Here is a 21,270-nt window from a genome sequence, read left to right as displayed (position 1 = left end):
AATTTAGTGCACAAAGTAAGCGTAAATTGTAAAATTTTACTTATCTTTCTGGCTGCTTATCTGTTTGGATTTGCAGCTAGGATGCTTTGGGTATTGTGGGCAAAGGATATGCCAGAGTTTTACTTTAATGGCGAATTTATGCTTACGACAAATGACGCATACTATTACGCAGAGGGCGCTAGAGATATGCTTGCTGGCTTTCATCAGCAAAATGACTCTAGCCCCTTTAATCACCCAATCTCAACCATAGTTTTTTATATTTGCAAAATTTTACCTTTCAAGATTGAAAGCGTGATGTTTTATATGAGCGCGCTTTTAGCACCCCTTATCGCGTTACCAGTTATCTTGATATCAAATGAGTTTAAGGCCCTAAAAGCTGGAGCTGTGGCTGCATTTATGAGCGTTATCTTGCCAGGCTATCTTGTAAGAACGTCGCTTGGCTACTTTGATAGCGATATGCTAAATGTTACATTTGCGCTTTTTATCATCTATCTTTTGATCAGACTTTTAAATGCAAATGAACAAAAATTTATCGTTTTGCCCAGCCTTTTTGTATCGCTTTATCTTTGGTGGTATCAAAGCTCTTATGCCCTTATTTTAAGCATCATTTTTATTTTTTTTATCTACACGCTTGCTTTTGTGCGAAGCAGGATAGAAAACTACCAAGCGATATTTTTTATGTTTATAAGCATCGTTAGCTTCAATATTTTTTCAAAAGATCCACTCATCGCAAATAAAATTTTGATTTTAAATTTAGCGGTTATTGCTTCATTTTACGCCATTTTTTGCAAATATAAAAAACTGCTTTCACCTAGAAATTTGAGCATTTTTCTAGCTATTATGCTAGCTATTTTTATCTATTTTGGTGGTTTTGATCTTATCATCTCAAAGATTGGCAGTTACGTTTTAAAAAGCAGCTCAGAGGTTGCAAGTAAATTTCACTTTATAAGCGAATACACGCTAATTGATGAGGTAAAAAGCGCTAGCCCTTTATATTTTGTCTATTTCATGGCTGGAAACATCCTTATTTTGCTAGCTGCAGCGGTTGGGTATTTGGCGCTTTGCTTTAAATTTCGCCCATTTTTACTTAGCTTGCCACTGCTTGGACTTGGCACTTTATCGCTATTTGGCGGAGTTAGATTTGCTATGTATATAACGCCGCTTGTAGCACTTGGTTTTGGGTATTTCTTACACTTTTTTTTAAATTTATTTGACCTTAGAAATTCTCTTAAAAATTTATCCTTTTTTATCTTTGCGGCTGCTGCGCTTGCTCCAAATTTAGAGATCGCTTACTCTTATAGACCGCATACTTTGATCACGCACGATGAGGCAATGGCACTTGATCAGTTAAAAAAAGCTGCTAAGCGCGATGACTACGTGCTTTCGTGGTGGGATTATGGATATGCGGTAAGATACTTTGCTGATGTTAAGACACTAAATGATCCTGGCAGGCAAGGTGGCGAGAATAACTACTTTGTTAGCCTTGCATTAAGAAAAGATGAGGCAACCTCAGCCAAGCTAGCTAGAGTAGTGAGCGAGTATAGCGACATCTCGTTTGAGAAAAAAAGTAGAGTGCTAGAAGAAATTTTAAAAGATCACAATACAAGCGATCTAAACCTCTTTTTAGGCCAGCTTGAAAGCGCAAATTTTACTATGCCAGCGGCAAAAAAAGAGGTTTTTTACTATCTTGTGCCAGACATGATAGATATCGCTCCAAACATCTTTAGATATAGCTACATCGATGTTATGAGCGGCGAGCGGCCAAAAGAGGAGTTTTTTTACTACATTAGCCCTATAAATAGCGTTAGCGAGGCTGGCATAGATCTTGGAAATGGCTATATCTTGCCGCTAAAAGAGCCAAAATTTATCACTCAAAACGGCGAAAAAGTAGCCGTAAAGTCCTTTTATAAGATAAAAGGCTCTGGCAAAGAGCTACAAATAGACGAGAAAACTATCGACGACAAAGCGAAAATCTCTGTTTTGTTTTTAGAGGACTATGCACGCGTGGTTTTAGTTGATGAAAATGCTTTAAATTCGGCTCTTGTGCAGCTTTTTATATTTGAGCGAGCAGACGAGCGATACTTTGAGCCATTTATCATCTCAAGTGGCGTAAAAATTTACAGGTTAAAAGTCTAATGCTAATCAATCTAATAAGCTCAATCGTCGTTTTTGTCGTATCAATGGGCATAAATTTCTTTCTTACGCCATTTATCTTAAAAAGCCTTGGCAACGAGGCATTTGGCTTTGTAGGCCTTAGCAACGCCATCGTTAGCTACGCAGCGGTCGTGAGCGTGGCGATCAACTCGGTCAGTGGGCGCTTTGTCGCTCACGCGTGGCACAAAAAGGATCTAAGCCTTGCAAACACCTACTACTCATCAGTGCTTGTTGTAAATATCTTCTTTTGCGCCGTTGTCGTGGTTCTAAGCTCTGTTTTTATACTAAATTTGCAAAGCTTTTTAAATGTCCCTGAAAATTTGCTCTTTGACGTGAGAATGACCCTTGTTTTTTACTTTATAAATTTCTGCGTTGGGCTATTTAACGGCGTTTTGACGGTTTGTGCGTTTGTGACAAACAAGCTCTATCTACTCTCCATCAGAAACGCCATCTCAAGCGCGATCCTAGCAGCCCTCATCGTGGCGCTCTTTTTCTTTTTTAAGCCGTTCATTTCATACATCGCCATCTCAGCGCTAGTTGCTAGCCTTTTTGTCTTTTTTAGCACCATTTTTATGTCAGCTCGCATCACGCCAGAGCTAAAATTTAGCCTTAGTAAATTTGACTTTTCTAAGATCAAAGAGCTTCTAAGCTCTGGCATTTGGAACAGCTTTAATGCGCTAAATCGCATACTTTTAACAGGCATGGACCTATTTATCTGCAACATTTTCGTAAATGCAAACGCCACTGGCCTTCTTTCAGTCGCCAAGGCCGCCCCTATCATACTTGAGAGCTTTGTAGCGCAGCTTAGCGGTATCTTTGCGCCAAAATTTGTCGAGCTTTACTCTAAAAATTTGATCACGGACCTTATAAAAGAGGCTAAATTTTCGATGAAAGTGATCGCCTTTGTGATGAGCGCTCCAGCTGCATTTTTCGTCGTTTTTGGGCTTGATTTTTACACGCTTTGGCTACCTTTTAAAAGCGCAGATGAGGTTAAATTTATCTACAACGTCTCGATGATCACGCTTGTGCCTATCGTATTTATAAGCTTTGTTTTTTCGCTTTTTAACCTTGATAGCGCGACGAACAAGCTTCGCCGACCAGCCATTGCCAACACTATCCTTGGCGTTAGCACGATCATAGCGCAGATCGCACTGCTTAAATTTAGTGACTACGGCGTTTATGGCATCGTCATCGTCGCAGCCATTTTTTATAGCATAAGGATTCTCGGCTTTGACCTCATAAACGCTGCTTTAAATTTAGAGGTGAAACTCACCACATTTTACGGGGTTTATTTTAAAAATTTAGCCGTTTTTGCGCTTTGCGTGCTTGCGATGTTTGCCTGCAAGGACTTTGTGAACTTAGATAACTGGCTAAAATTTGCTATCTTTGCTGCGATATACGCCAGTGCAGCTTATATTTTGGGATATTTTTTGTTTTTTAATGCCTTCGAGCGAGGCATAGTCTGGCGTAAAATTTTAAAAAAATTTAAAAGGTCTTAAATGAATGAAATTTATCTGATCTCTTTGGCTAAAGATACCAAAAGGCGCGAGCTTTTACAGCAGAAATTTGGCTCTTATGATAGCTTTAAGCTAATAGACGCAGTTGATGGCAGGGAGCTAAACGCGAGGGAGTACTACAAGATCATTTCGCCGTCATTTAAAGCTTACGGCAAGGTTTTAAGCCCAGCAGAGGTTGGCTGCTCGCTCTCGCACGTAAAAGCTTACGAGGCGTTTTTGGCGAGTGAAGCCAAATTTGCCCTCATCTTTGAAGACGACGTGATAGGAGATGACAATGCCATAAAAGAGGCCTTTTTGGCAGCTAGCAAGATGCCAGAAAACAGCGTGCTCATATGTGGCATGCAAGATGGGCTAGAAGGCAGGTTTAGCGCCTTTGGCAAAAAGGTGGATACTAGCCTAAGCAAGCCACTTTGGCAGGTCTCAAAGCACTCATTTTCAAGCATTTATAGAGCAGGGGCTTATGTGCTAACTAAAAAAAGCGCTAAAAATTTGCTTGAAATTCATAAACGTGCGCTTTGTACGACCGATGTTTGGGACTATTTGCTAGGCGTTAATGATATGCAGATGTATTTTTGCGACCTTTTTTCGCATCCAACTGATCTTAGTGGCTCAAACATCGAGGGCGAGCGCCTTGAGAGGGGATATAGCGCAAATTTAAAGGCCTACATAAAAACATTTAAATTTATACTTTTCTCACGACTTGAAAAGCTTCAAGGCTATGAGAGAATTTTTAAAAGGGGCTAAATGAGCGAGCCATTAATCAGCATCGTAACTGCGACTTATAAGCGTCCAGAGCTTTTAAAAAAGGCCATAAAAAGTGCTCTAGCTCAAAGCTATAAAAATTTAGAAATAGTTGTAACCGATGACGGCGATGACGAGAGTGCGAGTGAAATTTGCAAGAGTTTTAACGACGCTAGGATCAAATTTGTAAAAAACAGCGCTCACAAAAAGAGCCCAAATGGCAACAAAAATAACGGCTTTGACAACGCAACAGGCGAGTTTGTCTGCTTGCTAGATGATGACGACGAGCTTTTCCCAGAGGCGATTGCTTTGTGCTATGAAATTTTAAAAAGTGGCGAGTATTCGTGTGTCTTTGCAGACGCGATCTGCGAAAAAGATGGCGTGATGACTGAGGTGATGGCTGGCAGGAGCCCATATAAGCAAAGCGGGGAGATGAGTAAGGTTGATTATCACTGCGGGCGGATAAATGGCGAGTATTTTAAGCTTTTTTCACGTGAATTTATAGATGGTTTTAGGTTTGATGAGAGCAGTTTTGGTGGCGAAAATGAGCTTTATATCCGCTTTTTTGAAAAAAATGTCTTTTATCTTAAAAAGCCACTTTACATCTACCGCATCGCAAGAAGCGATAGTGCGACACTAAATGCCGGCAAACACGCGCTAAATGTGGCAAACGCTTACATCAAAACAGCAAATTTACACTACGACATCGCTATCAAAAATGAGCCAAAATTTCTAGCTATGCAGTATAAAAACGCCGCTTACTACGCCAAAATAGCGGGCGAATATGGCCTTATGCTAAGGTGTATCTTTAAAAGTCTTAGCATTAAATTTAGTAAAGAGGCACTTATATTTTTACTGCTTAGTCCGCTCCCAAGCGGGCTTTTGCCGGCACTTTCAAAGCTTAGAGTGAAGATAAAACAAAGGTTTGGCGTATGAAGATATTATTTGTCACATCAACGCTTAGAAGTGGCGGTGCGGAGCGAGTTTGCGCGGTGATCGCGTCAAGATTTAGCGTGGATCACGATGTAAGTCTTGTTAAATTTGACAAAGATGAGCCATTTTACGAGCTAGCAAGCGGCGTTAAGCTCATAAATTTAGGCGTTGGGGCTGATGAGCTTGGCTTTGTTGGAAATTTAAAAAAGAGAGTTTCAAAGGTGCTTGCTTTAAGAGCGCTTATACGCGAGGGCAAATTTGACGCTGTGATATCCTTTTTAGACGCCGTAAATACCTTGGTTCTCTTTAGCTCAGCTGAGCTAAAAACGCCTATAATCATAAGCGAGCACACAAACTATCTTGCGCCAAAAAGGACGATCTTTAAGGTGCTAAGACGCATAAGCTATCCATTTGCAAACGCACTTAGCGTCTTAAGCGACGAGGATCTAGGCTACTACTCTAAATTTTGCAAAAATGTGATGAAAATTTACAACCCACTCTTTGAAGAGGTGCGCAGTGAGAGCTTTGCTAAAGAAAATTTAGTCATCTTTGTTGGCAGGCTAAATAAGATAAAAAACTGTGAAATGTTTGTAAGAGTGGCTGCAAATTTAAAGCAAAGCGGCTATAAATTTGTCGTCGCTGGAGATGGCGGCGAGAGGGCAAATTTAGAAAATTTAGCTAAAAGTTTAGGCGCTGATGTAGAGTTTTTAGGCAATGTAAGCGACATCGCCTCACTTTATAAAAGGGCAAAGGTGCTGCTCTCTTGCTCAAATTTCGAGGGTCTTGGAAACACCTTGATAGAGGCGATAAACTATGACTGCGTGCGTGTTGCGACAAGAACTAGCGGGGCAAAAGAGCTTATAAAAGATGGTTTTGATGGCTTGCTTTGCGAGATAAATGACGCTGATCAGATGAGCGAAAAGCTTGCAAATTTGATCCAAGATGAGGCAAAAATGGGCGAATTTGTCAAAAACGCAAGAGTTAGACTTGATGAGTTTAGTGTGGAGCAAATTTATAAAAAATGGCTGGAGCTTTTAAGGCTTGGAGGTGTGAAGTGAAAATTCTTTTTGTAATCGCCGCACTTAGAAATGGCGGAGCCGAGCGCGTGCTAAACGTGCTTGCAAACGAGCTTTGCAAAGACAATGAGATCACTATCGCCCTGCTTGAAGAGGACCTTGGGCTTTATAAATTTAGTGAAAAGATAAAGATCATAAACCTTAGCGTCACTGGCTCAGGGCTTGCTTTAAAATTTAAAAAAATTCTCGCTCTTAGAGCGCTTTTTAAAGAGCAAAGGGCTGATCTGATAATTAGCTTTATCGACTGGACAAACGTCGCTTGCGTGCTGGCAAATGCTGGGCTAAAGAGCAAACTAATAGCAACTGAACACCACGAGCACAGCTACTTAAAAAGCAAAATCACAAGCGCTATGCGTGATATTAGCTACCGTTTTGTAGATGGCTTAAGCGTGCTAAGTAAAAGCGACTTCAACTACTATAAATTTGCCAAAAATCGCGAGGTCATCCACAATCCACTTTTTATCGATGTGCCTGAAATTTGCGAGAAGCAAAACGTTATATTGAGCGTGGCGAGGCTGGAGGCGGTAAAGGGCTATGATATCTATTTTGAGGCGCTTAGCAAGGCGGATAAGAGCTTGCTTGATGGCTGGGAGATAAAGATCGCAGGCAGTGGCAGGCAAGAAGCGCAACTGAAGCAAATGGCGTCAAATTTGGGGCTTAATGTCAAATTTTTAGGTCACATGAGCGATGTTAGTAAGCTTTATAGCGAGGCAAAAATTTTCACTCTTAGCTCACGAAGCGAGGGGCTTTCAAATGTGCTAATAGAATCAGGCGCTTTTGGTTGCGCTAGGCTAAGTAGCGACACCGTTGGCGCAAGAGAGCTTATAAGTGATGGCGTGGATGGGCTTATCTTTAAAAATGGCGATGCAAATGATCTAAAAGATAAGCTTGAGATGCTTTTAAAAGATGAAATTTTAAGGCAAAAACTAGCAAAAAACGCCAGCGAAAGTGCAAATTTATTTAGCAAAGAAAATATCATCAAACAGTGGCGAGAATTTATAAAAAAGGTTGTTAGCAAGTGAAAAAATTAGCCGTTTTTTTATACTCGATGGGGCCTGGTGGGGCTGAGCGAAATGTGGCAAATTTACTGCCATTTTTGGTAAAACATTATGAAGTTCATCTCATCTTAATGAGCAAGGTCATCGCTTACGAGATCCCAAACGAGGTGCAGATCCACTTTATAGAAAATAGCGATCCTTACGAGAGCGGACTAAAGAAGCTTGCAAGGCTCTTTTTAGCGATGCCAATACTTGCCTTTAAGTATAAAAAGCTCTGTCAAAGCTTAAACATCGACACGCAGTTTGTGCTGATGAACCGCCCTTGCTATATCGCTGGGGTTGCTAGGATTTTAGGGCTAAAGGCTAGGCTAGTTATCAGCGAGCGAAGCTGTCCGTCGATCCTATATAAAGACGATCTAAGCGGGCGAGTTAATAAATTTTTACTCACTCATCTTTATAAAAAGGCTGATCTAATCCTTGCAAATGCAGCTGGCAACAAAGAGGATCTGGTGCGAAATTTTGGCATGAGAGAGGACAAAACAAAGGTGCTTTATAACGCCCTTGATCTAAAAACTATAAATTTGCTAAAAGATGAGCCACTTGAGGATGGCTTTAAGCCATTTTTCATAAACATCGGCCGCCTTGATAGCGGTAAAAATCAAGCCATGTTAATAAAAATAATCGCCTCTATTAGCGACCCTCGCGCTACGCTTGGCATCCTTGGCAAAGGGCCTTTAAAGGATGAGCTACAAAATTTGATAGATAAATTTGGCGTGGGTGATCGAGTAAAGCTTCTTGGCACTGATAAAAATCCTTTTAGGCATATAAAAAATGCCTCTTGCTTGCTTTGTGCCTCGCGTTTTGAGGGCTTTTCAAACGTCTTGCTTGAAGCACTAGCGTGCGAAAAAACTATCATCTCAACCGAGCACAAGAGCGGCGCAAAGGAGCTTTTGGGCGAGAGTGAGTTTGGCATCTTAGTGCCTGTTGATGACGAAAATGCGATGAAAGAGGCGATGATAAAGGTGCTTAACGAGCGTGAAATAAGGCAAAATTTTGAAAATGTTGCGTATAATCGGGCTAAATTTTTTGATAGTGAAAACATAGCGAGCGAGCTTATAAATTTTTTGGAAAATCCTAATGAATAGAAATTTGTTTTTTAAAAATTACTCTTTATACCTTATGATATTTGCCGCGGTCATCTTTGGCATGGTTTGCAGGCTTTACTGGGTCTTTTGGGCGAGTGAGTATCCAGTCTTTTTCTGGAACAACGAACTGATGATCAGCACAAACGACGGATACGCATTTGCCGAGGGCGCAAGGGATATGCTAGCTGGCTTTCACCAAGAAAACGACCTTAGCTACTATGGCTATCCGCTCTCTACGCTTACTTACTGGATCGTGAAATTTCTAGGTGTCAAGCTTGAGACGGCGATGATTTATATGAGTGTATTTTTCTCGTCGCTTGTGGCTGTGCCTGTTATCTTGATCGCAAATGAATACAAACTAAAAATGGCTGGCTTTATCGCTGCACTTCTTGCAGTGATCGCAAATAGCTACTACAACCGCACGATGGCAGGCTACTACGACACCGACATGCTCATCATCACTCTTAGCGTCTTTGTCGTTTGGGGGCTTGTTAGAGTGCTTGAGAAAAAGGACGCAAAGAGCCTGATAATAGCACCTTTAAGCGTGCTTATCTATATGTGGTGGTATATGAGCGCCTTTTCGCTTATTAGCATTTTAACTGGACTATTTTTACTCTACACGCTCATTTTTGATAGGAAAAATCCACTTTTTTACCTTGAAATTTCTCTGCTTTTACTTGCTATTTCAAATCTTGATATAACTCTTAAATTTATCGCTGTTATCGTTATTTACGCACTTTGTCTATTTAAAAAAGAGGTAATAAATTTAAAAATTGCTCTTGGCATTTTGGCGGTTATCTTTGTCGTTTTTGTCGTCCGTGGCGGACTAAATCCTATAATCTTTCAGCTTAAATTTTACGTCTTTAGAGATGCACCTGAAGTTGGCGGCATGAGCTTTCACTTTTTTAATGTCAATCAAACTATCCAAGAGTCAAGCGTTGTTGATTTTACGCTATTTTGCGAGAGGATCAGCGCAAATGTCATCACATTTTTGATCTCGCTTGCTGGTGTTGCTCTGTTTTGTTATAGACACCGCTCATTTGCCGTATCACTTGGCATGCTCGCACTTGGCTTTTTAGCCTTTAAAAGCGGCCTTAGATTTACCATTTACGCCGTGCCTATCATGGCGCTTGGCTTTGGCTACTTAGTGGAGTTTGTGCTAGCAAATTTAAAGCTAAAAGAGGCCGTTTTAAATCTCATAAGAGCGTTCATAGCAGCTCTTGTGCTTGCTCCAGCACTCATTCACATCTATGGCTACAAGGCTGAGCCAGTTTTTGTGCATAAAGAGGTTGAAATTTTAAATAAGCTAAAAGGCATCGCAGGGCGCGAGGACTACGTACTTGCGTGGTGGGACTATGGATATCCGATTAGATATTACAGCGATGTTAAGACGCTAATTGACGGCGGAAAGCACCTTGGACGTGAAAATTTTGCCGTGAGTTTTGCGCTTGGAAGCGACGAGATGAGCTCGGCAAATATGGCAAGGCTCGATGTAGAATACACTGAGCGAAATTTCAAAGAGCGCTTTAATGGCAACTTGGCTCAAATTTTAAAAGATAGAAATTTAAGCGTTGATCAGTTTTTTAGCGAGATAAAAGAGGCAAATTTTAGCCTGCCAGCAAAGAGCAGAGAGATATATTATTACCTGCCAGATAGGATGCTTAGTATTTTCCCAACCATTTTGCAGTTTAGCAAGATCGATCTAAAAAGCGGTAAAAACCTAAACAACGGACTTTTTGTCACCACAAGAGCGATCTCGCAAAGTGAAAAGGGCATTAGGCTAAGTGGTGGATTTACACTAACAAGCGATGTCACAAGTTTGATCTATGATGGCAAGGTCTTACCGCTAAGATCTTTCATAGAGACCGACTACAACGAGGCTGGCAAGCTAAATGTAAAAGAGTATAAAAATAACGAAATGTCAAATATTTCTGTCATTTATATGAGGGATTATGGCAGATTCATCATCCTTGATGAGAGCATTTTAAATAGCTCCTACATCCAGCTTTTCGTGCTTGAAAGATACGATCCAAAAGTCTTTGAGCCAGTCATACTTGACGGGGCGGCAAAAGTTTATAAACTAAAGAGGTAGATATGGCAAGGATAGGATTTTTAAGCCACGCTGATATGAGCATACACTTTTTTAGACGACCTATTATGCAGGCTTTAAAAGATATGGGGCATGAAGTTTTTGCTATCGCTCCAAAAGGAAATTTCACTAATGAGCTTGCTAAAAGCTTTCACGCCGTTACCTACGAGCTTGATAAGGCGAGCCTAAATCCACTAACTGTGATAAATAACTCAAAAAAACTATCTCAAATTTTAGGCGAGCTAAATTTAGACCTGCTTCAAACTGGCGCTCACAAGTCAAATGTCTTTGGCACATTTGCTGCTAAAAACGCTGGCATAAAACACGTGATAAATTTGGTCGAAGGCCTTGGTAGCTTTTATATCGATGATGATCTTAAGACAAAGGCTGTGCGTTTTGTTATGGAGAGCCTTTATAAGCTCTCTTTTGCAAAGGCTGATGCTTGCATCTTCGTAAATGACGCAGATCCAGACTATCTGATTTCTAAAAATTTGATAGATAAAAGCAAGGTGTACCGCATAAAAAGTGTCGGCGTGGATACTGCTAAATTTGACCCAGCCATCACGCAGGCGGCGGACATTGGTGAAAAAAAGGTCATTTTAATGATCGCAAGAGCCATGTGGCATAAGGGCGTTCGTGAATTTTACGAGGCAGCTGAAATTTTAAATGGCTATAAAAACTGTGAATTTGTCTTTGTGGGCGAGGGCTTTGCTGGTAATAAATCAACCGCGGACGAGAGCTTTTTAAAAGGTGGCAAAGTGCGATATCTTGGCGCTAGAAACGACATACCGCAGCTTTTAAAGGCTTCTTATTTGCTTGCTTTGCCAAGTTATAAAGAGGGCTTTCCAAGAACGGTTTTAGAGGCGATGAGCATGGCTAAAGCAGTCGTTGCAAGCGATGTTACAGGCTGCAATGAGGCTGTAAAAGATGGCTACAACGGACTTTTATGCAAGGTAAAAGACGCAAGCGATCTTGCTAGTAAGATAAAAACTTTGCTTGATGACGAAGCGCTTTGTGCTAAGCTTGGAGCAAATGGCAGAGACTGGGCGGTGAGTGAGTTTGACGAGAAGCAAATCGCAAAAAGATATATAGAAATTTATAGGAAATTTATAGATGTATAGAAATTTTTTAAAGAGGGTGATTGATATTTTGGGAGCTTTGTTTTTGCTCATTTTAACATCGCCCATCATCATAGCAACGGCGATCTTTATCTATTTTAAGGTAAGCCGTGACATCATTTTTACGCAGGCAAGACCAGGGCTAAATGAGAAAATTTTTAAAATTTATAAATTTAAGACGATGAGCGATGAGCGCGACGCAAATGGCGAGCTCTTGCCAGATGATCAGCGTCTTGGTAAATTTGGCAAACTTATCCGCTCACTTAGCCTCGATGAGCTACCACAGCTATTTAACGTGCTAAAGGGCGATATGAGTTTTATCGGACCAAGGCCGCTTTTGGTCGAATATCTACCCATCTATAACGAAACGCAAAAGCACCGCCATGACGTGCGCCCAGGTATCACGGGTCTAGCGCAGGTAAATGGCAGAAACGCCATAAGCTGGGAGAAAAAATTTGAATACGACGTCTATTACGCTAAAAATTTAAGCTTTATGCTTGATGTAAAGATCGCTTTGCAGACCATCGAAAAGGTGCTAAAACGAAGTGGTGTCAGCAAAGAGGGGCAGGCTACGACGGAGAAATTTAATGGCAAAAACTAAGAAAATTTACATCTACGGAGCGAGTGGGCATGGGCTTGTGATCGCTGATATCGCCAGAAATAATGGCTATGATGAGATAGCTTTTTTAGACGATGCTAGTGAGCATAAATTTAGCCCAGAGCTTGAAAAAGCTGACATCATAATAGCCATAGGTGATAATAAAACTAGGCAAAAGATCAGCCAAAAGGTGGAGGATGTTGGCTTTGAGATAGTAAATTTGATCCATAAAAGTGCGGTTGTGAGCAAAAGTGCCGTAATAGAAAAAGGTGTGGTTGTCATGCCAAATGCCGTGATAAACGCAAAAGCTCGCATAAAAGAGGGCGCTATCATAAACTCTGGTGCGGTGATAGAGCATGAGTGTGTGATAGGCAAATTTGCTCACATCAGCCCAAATGCAGCCCTTGCTGGAAATGTGAGCGTGGGCGAATTTACGCACGTTGGCATTGGCTCAAGCGTCATTCAAGGCATAAGCATCGGCAAAAACTGCATCATCGGCGCTGGAAGCGTGGTCGTTAGAGATATAAAGGACGGCATAAAGGCGTATGGTGTGCCTGCATGCGAGCGCGCTAAGATATAAATTTAAAAATAAGTGCTAAAATCGCCAAAAAATCACGAAAGGTATGAAAATGGATAGGGTTTTTTTATCTCCACCAAATATGAGTGGAAAAGAGCAAGAATATATAAAAAAAGTTTTTGAAAGCAACTACATAGCGCCACTTGGCGAATATGTCAATAAATTTGAAGATAGCATAAAGGCTTACACTGGCGCCAAAGATGCACTTGCACTATGCGCTGGAACTGCAGCACTTCACCTAGCACTGCGCGTCCTTGGCGTAAAAGAGGGCGATTTTGTGCTAGCTTCTAGCTTTACTTTTATGGCTTCAGTCTCGCCGATACTTTATGAAAAGGCAACTCCAGTCTTTATCGACTGCGACGAGAGCTGGAATTTAAGCCCAGAGCTACTTAAAAAAGCGATCTCAAATTTACCTAAAAAGCCAAAAGCGCTGGTCGTCACTCATCTTTACGGACAAGCTTCAAAGATGAAAGAAATTTGCGAAATTTGCCAAAATGAAGGCATCGCTTTGGTTGAAGATGCAGCTGAAGCGCTTGGCGGATTTTACGGCGGCAAGGCACTTGGCACATTTGGCGTGATGGGCGGATATAGTTTTAATGGCAACAAGATCATCACCACTTCAGGTGGCGGCATGCTAGTTGGAGATAGCGAATTTGTAGAAAAAGCTAGATTTTACAGCACGCAAGCAAGAGAGCCTTTGCTTCACTATGAGCATAAAGACTATGGCTACAACTACCGCTTAAGCAACGTTCTAGGCGCTATTGGCGTGGCTCAGATGGAAGTTTTAGAAAAAAGAGTCGAGCAAAAGAGAAAGGTCTTTGATATCTATGAAAAAGAGCTTGGCGATATTTTAGAATTTATGCCAGAGCTACCAAATTCTCGTGGCAACAGATGGCTCACAACTGGCGTTTTTGCTAAAAAAGATGCACATTTAAAGGTTATAAAAGCACTAGCTGATGCAAATATCGAGAGCCGCCCACTTTGGAAGCCTATGCACTTGCAGCCTGTTTTTAAAGGTGCGTTAAGCTTTGTTGATGGATATAGTGAAGACCTATTTTCAAGAGGAATTTGCTTGCCAAGTGGCAGCGATATGAGCGAGCAGACACAAGAAAGAGTGATCAAAATAGTCAAGGAAAATGCGTAAATGTTTCATGCAACGAAGTTAAAAAGGCTCGTATTTTTCCTTCTTGGCGATGTTTTTATATTTGTTTTTTCGATATATGCAGCTTATCTTTTGAGATTTAACGCCGACATCCCAGATATCTACGTGCAAGGGCTTTTTGTAACGGCTGGATTTTTGATCGTATTTAAGCTCTTTTTTATGTGGATGTTTAAAATTTACAAGGTGCCGTGGAGATTTTTTGGCTTAAATGAGGCTCGTAAAATTTTCCTAGCTCACGTTTGCGCGGCGATCTTATTTACGATCGTATTTTTCATCATACAAGATTTTTTAAATCCTTACCCAAGAAGCGTCATATTTATCGATCTTCTCATCTCGTGCCTACTTATCGGGCTTTTGAGAATTTCAAAGCGTATGGTGCTTGACTTTTCAAACAGACCCCACAAAGGCGAGCCTTGTATAGTTATAGGCGCGACCTCAAAGGCGCTTCACGTCTTGCGCGGCTTAAAGCAGGGCTATCTTGACTACTACGCAGTTGGCGTGGTAGATGGTAGAAGCGATCTTGTTGGCACATATTGTGATGGATTTTTAGTTCAAGATAAAAAAGATATACCAAGCCTTATAAAAGACTACGACGCAAAGACTGCTATCATTGCACTTGCGCTCGATCAAGACGAGCTTCAAGCTTTAGTTGATGAGCTAACTGGATATGGTATAAGAGATATGAAGCTCTTTTCGCTTATCGAAAATGAGCCGATCAAAGATATCTCGATCGAAGATTTGCTCGCTAGAAAGCCAAAAGACCTTAATCCAGAAGCCATTTCAAATTTCTTAAAAGATAAAAAAGTGCTTGTCACTGGAGCTGGCGGTAGTATAGGAAGCGAAATTTGTAAGCAGTGCTTGAAATATGGCGTCAGTGAGCTTATAATGGTCGAGCACAGCGAGTTTAACCTTTATAAAATAGGCGAAGATACAAGAGATAAAAGAACTGTTAGCAAGCTTGTAAATATCACAAATTTAAAAGACTTTGAAGAGGTTTTTGAAGAATTTAGACCAGAGATCGTCATCCACGCTGCAGCCTACAAACACGTGCCACTTTGCGAGCTAAATCCTCGCTCAGCAGTTGAAAACAACATCCTTGGCACAAAAAATGCAGTCGATCTTTCTAAAAAATATGGTGCTAAGAAATTTGTCATGATCTCATCAGACAAGGCTGTGCGCCCAACAAACATAATGGGTACAACTAAGCGTGTTTGCGAGCTTTACGCACTAAATTCAAACGAAGCAGGTGTGTGCGAGATAGTTTGCGTGCGCTTTGGTAACGTTCTTGGCTCAAGTGGCTCAGTCATACCTAAATTTAAAGCGCAGATCGCTGCAAACAAGCCTTTAAGCGTCACGCACCCAGAGATCACAAGATACTTTATGCTTACGTCTGAAGCGTGCCAGCTAGTCCTTCAAGCAGCCTCTATAGCAAAAGGCGGAGAGCTTTTCGTGCTTGATATGGGCGAGCCAGTTAAGATCGTTGATCTTGCTAAAAAGATGCTTCTGCTTTCAAATAAAGAGCATTTAGGCATCGAATTTGTAGGGCTTAGACCTGGCGAGAAGCTTTATGAGGAGCTGCTTATCAACAAAGATGACGTCCAAACTAAGTATGAGTCGATCTTCGTGACACACTCACAGCCTTATGATCTGACCCTTTTAAACTCACAGATAAATGGGCTTTTGCAGCTTGAAGATGACGAGGTAGCACCTGCTCTTAAGGTGATCGTACCAGAGTTTAATCATGCATTAAATTTAAAAGGCTAATTTTGGTTATAAAAGATATTAAGAGATTTAGTGATACGAGATATAAGGCAAGGGCGTATATCTGCTATTTATTTAGTAGAAATTTGCCAAACAGACTGCCTGGAGTCTGCTTAGAAAACATAAAAGCTGGCTTTGATAAGATCAGCCACGAGATAGAAAATTTTGACGCACTATACATTTTAGACGAAAATGGCATACAGATCGAAGACTCGATAAGTCTAAATGAAAAGTATAAAATTCCAAAAGGTGAAAATCGCGCAAATAAAGCCTACTACTACACCGCCGTGCGCGAGAAAAGGTGCGTTTTAAGCGATCCATATCCATCAAGTCTAAATGGAGGTTTATGCGTCACAGCAAGCGTGCCTATCTATAATGAAAAAAACGAGCTTAAATTTATCGCTTGCATCGATATAAGCCTAGAAAATATCCTAAATATGGTCGATAGCGGCTTTGTCGAGGAGCATTTTGGTAGATTTTTAAAGACAGTCTATGCGCTCTTTTGTGCATCGCTTTTTATGATCTGTGCATTTTTATTTTGGCACGGCGTAAAGAGCTTTATCTCAAAGAGCATAGAGCATATAAATGTCGAAGAAATTTTTGAATCAACCATCATTTTAACGCTGGCTCTTGCCATTTTTGACCTTGTAAAGACGATATTTGAAGAAGAGGTTTTAGGCAAAAATCATGAAGAAAATAGTGTTATTTATAAGACGATGGTTAGATTTATCGGCTCTATCATCATCGCACTTGCGATCGAAGCGCTCATGCTAGTCTTTAAATTTGCCATAACTGCACCTGAAAATATCATAAACGCTATCTATCTAATAGGCGGTGTGGCGATGCTTATGGCAGCACTTAGCTTTTATCTCTTTAGCGTAAAAAGACAAGAGAACAGATGATCGCTATTATTGACTACGGCGCGGGCAACATCAAAAGCGTGATAAATGCCTTTAAATTTCTTGGACATGAGTGCGTTTTGCTAAGTGAGCCCAAGAGTTTAAAAGAGCACTCTCACATCGTTTTACCAGGTGTTGGGGCATTTGGCGAGGCGATGAAAAAGCTCAAATTTAACGGCATGGATGAAGCGATAAAAGAGGCTGTAAAAAATGGCAAGGCCTTTATAGGAATTTGCCTTGGTATGCAGCTTTTGTTTGAAAAAAGCTTTGAATTTGGCGAGCATGAAGGGCTTTCTCTTTTGCCAGGCGAGGTTGTTAAATTTGATGAAGCTAAATTTGATAAACCACTAAAGATCCCACACGTTGGCTGGAATACACTTGAGTTTAAACAAAACAGCCCTTTAAGATTAGGATTAAAAGAGCTTGAGTATTTATACTTTGTGCATAGCTACCACGTGGTTTGCGATGATAAATTTGTGCTTGCAAAGACAACTTATGGATATGAATTTACAAGTGCGGTTTGGCATGAAAATATCTTTGGCTTTCAGCCTCATCCAGAAAAAAGCCACGAGGTTGGGCTTAAAATTTTAGAAAATTTTGCGAGGTTGTGATGGAAATTTTCCCAGCGATAGATCTAAAAGAGGGGCAAGCAGTTAGGCTAAGTAAAGGGCTAATGCAAAGTGCTAAAATTTATAGCAGTGAGCCAAGTGAGCTTGCTAAGAGGTTTGAAGATTACGGCGCAAAATGGCTGCATGTGGTTGATCTTGACGGAGCATTTGCGGGAGAAGCTATAAATTTTAACACGATAGAAAAGATAGTAAAAGCTACAAATTTAAAGGTGCAAGTGGGCGGTGGCATAAGGGATGAAGAGCGTATAAAGCGCTATTTGGACCTTGGAGTTAGCAGAGTGATCCTTGGCTCGGTTGCCCTTCGTGATCCAGAATTTACAGCAAAAATGGCTGAAATTTACAGGGTTGTAGTTGGCATAGATGCCAAAGATGGCTATGTGGCAGTGCAAGGCTGGGGTGAGGTTTCAAGCATAAAAGCAGTCGATCTTGCAAAAAAATTTGCAGATGTGGGTGTAGAAGCTGTGATTTGCACCGATATTAACAAAGATGGAATGCTTGGCGGGGTTAATGTTGATTTTAGCTTGCAAATAGCTAGAAGCAGCAAGCTTGAGACCATAGCAAGTGGCGGTGTGAGCGATATAAACGACATTTTGGCGCTAAAAGAAACAAAAGAGATAGCTGGCGTGATCGTTGGTAAAGCTTACTATGAGGGACGACTTGATTTGAAAGATGCTTTCAAACAAGTTGGCTAGCGTTAAAGCTTTTATAAATTTTAATTAGCTAGAATAGGGCAATTTTTACTAAAAGGATATTATGTGAAGATTTTGGTTGTAGATGACAGCTCAACAATGAGAAGGATCATAAAAAATACTTTGCAAAGGTTAGGACATCAAGAAATTCTTGAGGCTGAGCACGGGCTTGAAGCTTGGAATATCTTGACACAAAACGAGGGTATTGAGGTTCTTATTACTGACTGGAACATGCCTGAGATGAACGGTCTTGAGCTTGTTAAAAAAGTAAGGGCTGAGCAAAAATATGTTGATATGCCTATCATAATGGTAACAACAGAGGGCGGAAAAGCCGAGGTTATAACAGCTTTAAAAGCAGGTGTTAATAACTACATCGTTAAACCTTTTACGCCACAAGTTTTAAAAGAGAAGCTTGAAGACGTTCTTGGTTAATGAAAGATAAATTTTACGAATTAAGCATCAAAACATCAAATTTTTATGATGAAATTTTAGAGTTAGTTTTTTCTTTTGGGGTCACCTGTGTAGAAGAGCTAGATCATGAGATCATCATCAGGGAAGAGTATGATCTAAAAGATATAGCTTGGGGTGTCGAAGAGTATGCAAAAGGGCTCTCTAGCGTTCGTAAAATTTCAAATGATTTAAAAATTTCTCTTAATTTAAAAGAAAATAAAGACTGGCTAGGTGAATATAAAAAGGCAGTTAAGCCTATTTTGGTTGATAAAATTTATATTAGACCTAGCTGGGAAGAGCCACTTAGTGGCGTAACAAATATCATAATCGACCCAGCTCTAGCCTTTGGCTCAGGGCACCATGAAAGCACAAATTCTTGCTTGCAACTTTTACAAAAATATGCAAAAAGTGGCGATACCGCTTTAGATGTGGGATGCGGAAGTGGGATATTAAGTATTGCATTAGCAAAGCTTGGCTGCAAGGTCGATGCCTGCGATACAGACGAGCAGGCCACGCAAAGTTCGCTAAGTAACGCCCAGCTAAATGAGGTTAAATTTAATAAAATTTGGACAGGTTCTATTGCAAATTTAGAGCAAAAATATGACATCGTCGTAGCAAATATCATTGCTGATGTCATTTTTATGCTCTCAAATGACTTGAAAAAATCGCTTAAAAAGGGTGGCTATTTAGTATTGTCTGGAATTTTGAACAAATACGAAGATAGGATTAAAGATACGTTTAAGGATTTGGAGCTAGTTGAGATAAAACAGGCTAATGATTGGGTTAGCTTTGTTTATAAGGAAATGGATGAATAATCAAAATAATAACCAAAATAATGGCGATAATAACGGATTTTTTAACAAAAATCCCATTTTTATCTTTGCTATTTTTGCGATAGTTATAGTTCTAGCTTTTAGAAGCTTTAGTGGCGACGGACTAGGCGGTACTTTTGGGCTTGGTAGCAACGCTCAAAGCAAGATGATAGCTTATTCTGAATTTAAGGATATGCTAAAAAATAAGCAGCTAAATGAGGTTGCGATATCTGAAACTACGATAAAAGGCGTTGGTAATGATAAAACCATCTACCTCGCAAAGCGAATAAATGATCCAACGCTCATTGGCATACTTGAGCAAAACGGCATAACTTACAGCGTTTATAGTGAAAATAACTGGTTTGGAGATCTTATATTTTCATGGATCATACCGGTGTTTATATTTTTTGCTATTTGGATGTTTATCGCTAGTCGCATGCAAAAGAATATCGGCGGTGGCATACTAGGTATAGGAAGTGCAAAAAAGCTTATAAATTCTGAAAAACCAAAAGTTAAATTTGACGATGTTGCAGGCGTTGAAGAGGCAAAAGAAGAGGTTCAAGAGATAGTTGATTATCTAAAGAGCCCAGATAAATATCTAAGACTTGGAGCTAAAATTCCAAAAGGTATTTTGTTAGTTGGCCCTCCAGGTACTGGTAAAACGCTTCTTGCAAGAGCAGTTGCGGGCGAGGCTAGCGTGCCATTTTTTTCTATGTCAGCATCAAGCTTTATAGAGATGTTTGTTGGCGTTGGCGCAAGTAGGGTTAGGGATCTTTTTGAAAATGCAAAAAAAGAGGCCCCAGCGATTGTATTTATAGATGAGATCGATGCGATCGGTAAGAGCAGAAATTCTGGTCCTATGGGTGGCAATGATGAGAGAGAGCAGACGCTAAATCAGCTTCTTTCTGAGATGGACGGCTTTGATGCGGACAAGTCACCAGTCATCGTTATAGCAGCTACAAATAGACCTGAAGTTTTGGATGCTGCACTTTTAAGACCGGGTAGATTTGACAGGCAAGTGCTTGTTGATAAGCCTGATTTTAAAGGACGTTGTGACATCTTAAAAGTCCATATGAAAGATGTGAAAATCGGCAAAGATGTAAATATCGAGGATATCGCAAGGCTTACTACTGGTTTAGCTGGTGCTGATCTTGAAAATATCATAAATGAGGCGGCACTTCTTGCAGGACGCAAGTCAAAGACTTTTGTCGAGCAGGCTGATCTGGTGGAGGCAGTCGAGAGATCTATAGCTGGTTTAGAGAAAAAATCACGCCGCGTAAATCCAAAAGAGAAAAAGATAGTCACTTACCATGAAAGCGGTCATGCCTTGATAGCTGAGCTAACAAAAGGTGCAAAAAGAGTGACAAAGGTCTCAGTCGTACCGCGCGGTCTTGCAGCGCTTGGCTATACGCTAAATACACCTGAAGAGAATAAATTTATGATGCAAAAGCATGAACTACTTGCAGAAGTGGATGTGCTTTTGGCTGGTAGGGCTGCTGAAGAGGTCTTTATAAAAGAGATATCAACTGGAGCTAGCAACGATCTAGAGCGTGCAACTGATATCATAAAAGCTATGGTTAGCATGTATGGTATGAGCGATGTCGCCGGTCTTATGGTGCTTGAAAAGCAACGCGCAACATTTTTAAATGGCGGACAAAGCATAAAAGACTATAGCGATAAGATGGCTGAAAAGGTTGATGAGTTCGTAAAAGCGCTTCTTCATGAGAGGTATACAGCTGTGCTTGGTCTTCTTGAAATTTATAAAGGCGCCATTGAAAACATGGTTTCAGCACTTTATGAAGAAGAGACTATCGAGGGAAAACGAGTTAGAGAGATCATCAAAAACTACGAAGAAGAAAATGGTCTTGAAAGCAAGCTTGTAGAGCTTGAAGAAGAGGAAAAAGGCAAAAAAGAGGAATAAA

At 40.5% G+C, this 21,270-nt stretch carries 19 protein-coding genes; all 19 read left to right on the top strand.

Annotated elements, in window-relative coordinates:
- The first annotated feature begins 6 nt into the window (after positions 1–6).
- On the top strand, positions 7–2,136 hold the full coding sequence (locus B9N65_RS03220) for an STT3 domain-containing protein (protein ID WP_087582776.1): 2,130 nt from the start codon (positions 7–9) through the stop codon (positions 2,134–2,136).
- Positions 2,136–3,653 (top strand): MATE family efflux transporter, encoded by a 1,518-nt coding sequence (locus B9N65_RS03215; protein ID WP_087582775.1) that lies wholly within the window; start codon positions 2,136–2,138, stop codon positions 3,651–3,653. Before B9N65_RS03220 ends, B9N65_RS03215 begins: the two co-directional genes overlap by 1 nt.
- A complete protein-coding gene (locus B9N65_RS03210; RefSeq protein ID WP_087582774.1) occupies positions 3,654–4,415 on the top strand; it encodes a glycosyltransferase family 25 protein in 762 nt (253 codons plus the stop codon).
- A complete protein-coding gene (locus B9N65_RS03205; RefSeq protein ID WP_087582773.1) occupies positions 4,416–5,348 on the top strand; it encodes a glycosyltransferase family 2 protein in 933 nt (310 codons plus the stop codon).
- Positions 5,345–6,403: a glycosyltransferase gene (locus B9N65_RS03200; RefSeq protein ID WP_087582772.1), complete on the top strand. Its 1,059-nt coding sequence runs from the start codon at positions 5,345–5,347 to the stop codon at positions 6,401–6,403. Before B9N65_RS03205 ends, B9N65_RS03200 begins: the two co-directional genes overlap by 4 nt.
- Positions 6,400–7,443, top strand: a complete 1,044-nt coding sequence (locus B9N65_RS03195; RefSeq protein ID WP_087582771.1) for a glycosyltransferase — start codon at positions 6,400–6,402, stop codon at positions 7,441–7,443. The genes B9N65_RS03200 and B9N65_RS03195 overlap by 4 nt, the downstream gene beginning before the upstream one ends.
- A complete protein-coding gene (pglJ, locus tag B9N65_RS03190; protein ID WP_087582770.1) occupies positions 7,440–8,564 on the top strand; it encodes an N-acetylgalactosamine-N,N'-diacetylbacillosaminyl-diphospho-undecaprenol 4-alpha-N-acetylgalactosaminyltransferase in 1,125 nt (374 codons plus the stop codon). Before B9N65_RS03195 ends, pglJ begins: the two co-directional genes overlap by 4 nt.
- The gene (locus B9N65_RS03185; RefSeq protein WP_087582769.1) at positions 8,557–10,656 is read left to right on the top strand and encodes an STT3 domain-containing protein; all 2,100 of its coding nucleotides are present in this window, start codon (positions 8,557–8,559) and stop codon (positions 10,654–10,656) included. Before pglJ ends, B9N65_RS03185 begins: the two co-directional genes overlap by 8 nt.
- Before the next feature lie 2 nt (positions 10,657–10,658).
- Positions 10,659–11,774: a N,N'-diacetylbacillosaminyl-diphospho-undecaprenol alpha-1,3-N-acetylgalactosaminyltransferase gene (gene pglA, locus B9N65_RS03180; RefSeq protein WP_087582768.1), complete on the top strand. Its 1,116-nt coding sequence runs from the start codon at positions 10,659–10,661 to the stop codon at positions 11,772–11,774.
- Positions 11,767–12,372 carry an undecaprenyl phosphate N,N'-diacetylbacillosamine 1-phosphate transferase gene (gene pglC / locus B9N65_RS03175; RefSeq protein ID WP_087582767.1) on the top strand — a complete coding sequence of 202 codons (606 nt, stop codon included), beginning with the start codon at positions 11,767–11,769 and terminating at the stop codon, positions 12,370–12,372. Before pglA ends, pglC begins: the two co-directional genes overlap by 8 nt.
- A complete protein-coding gene (pglD, locus tag B9N65_RS03170) occupies positions 12,359–12,949 on the top strand; it encodes a UDP-N-acetylbacillosamine N-acetyltransferase (protein ID WP_087582766.1) in 591 nt (196 codons plus the stop codon). Before pglC ends, pglD begins: the two co-directional genes overlap by 14 nt.
- Before the next feature lie 49 nt (positions 12,950–12,998).
- Positions 12,999–14,090 carry a UDP-N-acetylbacillosamine transaminase gene (gene pglE / locus B9N65_RS03165; RefSeq protein ID WP_087582765.1) on the top strand — a complete coding sequence of 364 codons (1,092 nt, stop codon included), beginning with the start codon at positions 12,999–13,001 and terminating at the stop codon, positions 14,088–14,090.
- A complete protein-coding gene (gene pglF, locus B9N65_RS03160; protein WP_012140180.1) occupies positions 14,091–15,872 on the top strand; it encodes a UDP-N-acetylglucosamine 4,6-dehydratase (configuration-retaining) in 1,782 nt (593 codons plus the stop codon).
- 2 nt (positions 15,873–15,874) lie between these two features.
- Complete coding sequence (locus B9N65_RS03155) at positions 15,875–16,771, top strand: PDC sensor domain-containing protein (protein WP_009294679.1); 897 nt, start codon at positions 15,875–15,877, stop codon at positions 16,769–16,771.
- Positions 16,768–17,379, top strand: coding sequence for an imidazole glycerol phosphate synthase subunit HisH (gene hisH, locus B9N65_RS03150; RefSeq protein ID WP_087582764.1), 612 nt, complete (start codon positions 16,768–16,770; stop codon positions 17,377–17,379). The genes B9N65_RS03155 and hisH overlap by 4 nt, the downstream gene beginning before the upstream one ends.
- On the top strand, positions 17,379–18,089 hold the full coding sequence (gene hisA, locus B9N65_RS03145) for a 1-(5-phosphoribosyl)-5-[(5-phosphoribosylamino)methylideneamino]imidazole-4-carboxamide isomerase (RefSeq protein ID WP_087582763.1): 711 nt from the start codon (positions 17,379–17,381) through the stop codon (positions 18,087–18,089). Before hisH ends, hisA begins: the two co-directional genes overlap by 1 nt.
- Positions 18,090–18,152: 63 nt before the next feature.
- On the top strand, positions 18,153–18,518 hold the full coding sequence (locus B9N65_RS03140) for a chemotaxis response regulator CheY (RefSeq protein WP_002939933.1): 366 nt from the start codon (positions 18,153–18,155) through the stop codon (positions 18,516–18,518).
- A complete protein-coding gene (locus B9N65_RS03135) occupies positions 18,518–19,351 on the top strand; it encodes a 50S ribosomal protein L11 methyltransferase (protein ID WP_087582762.1) in 834 nt (277 codons plus the stop codon). The genes B9N65_RS03140 and B9N65_RS03135 overlap by 1 nt, the downstream gene beginning before the upstream one ends.
- On the top strand, positions 19,344–21,269 hold the full coding sequence (gene ftsH, locus B9N65_RS03130) for an ATP-dependent zinc metalloprotease FtsH (protein WP_087582761.1): 1,926 nt from the start codon (positions 19,344–19,346) through the stop codon (positions 21,267–21,269). Before B9N65_RS03135 ends, ftsH begins: the two co-directional genes overlap by 8 nt.
- The last annotated feature ends 1 nt before the right edge of the window (position 21,270 follow it).

It is taken from the genome of Campylobacter concisus (assembly GCF_002165815.1).
GTDB classification, from domain to species: domain Bacteria; phylum Campylobacterota; class Campylobacteria; order Campylobacterales; family Campylobacteraceae; genus Campylobacter_A; species Campylobacter_A concisus_BH.
This window is presented reverse-complemented; position numbering and strand designations above follow the sequence as displayed.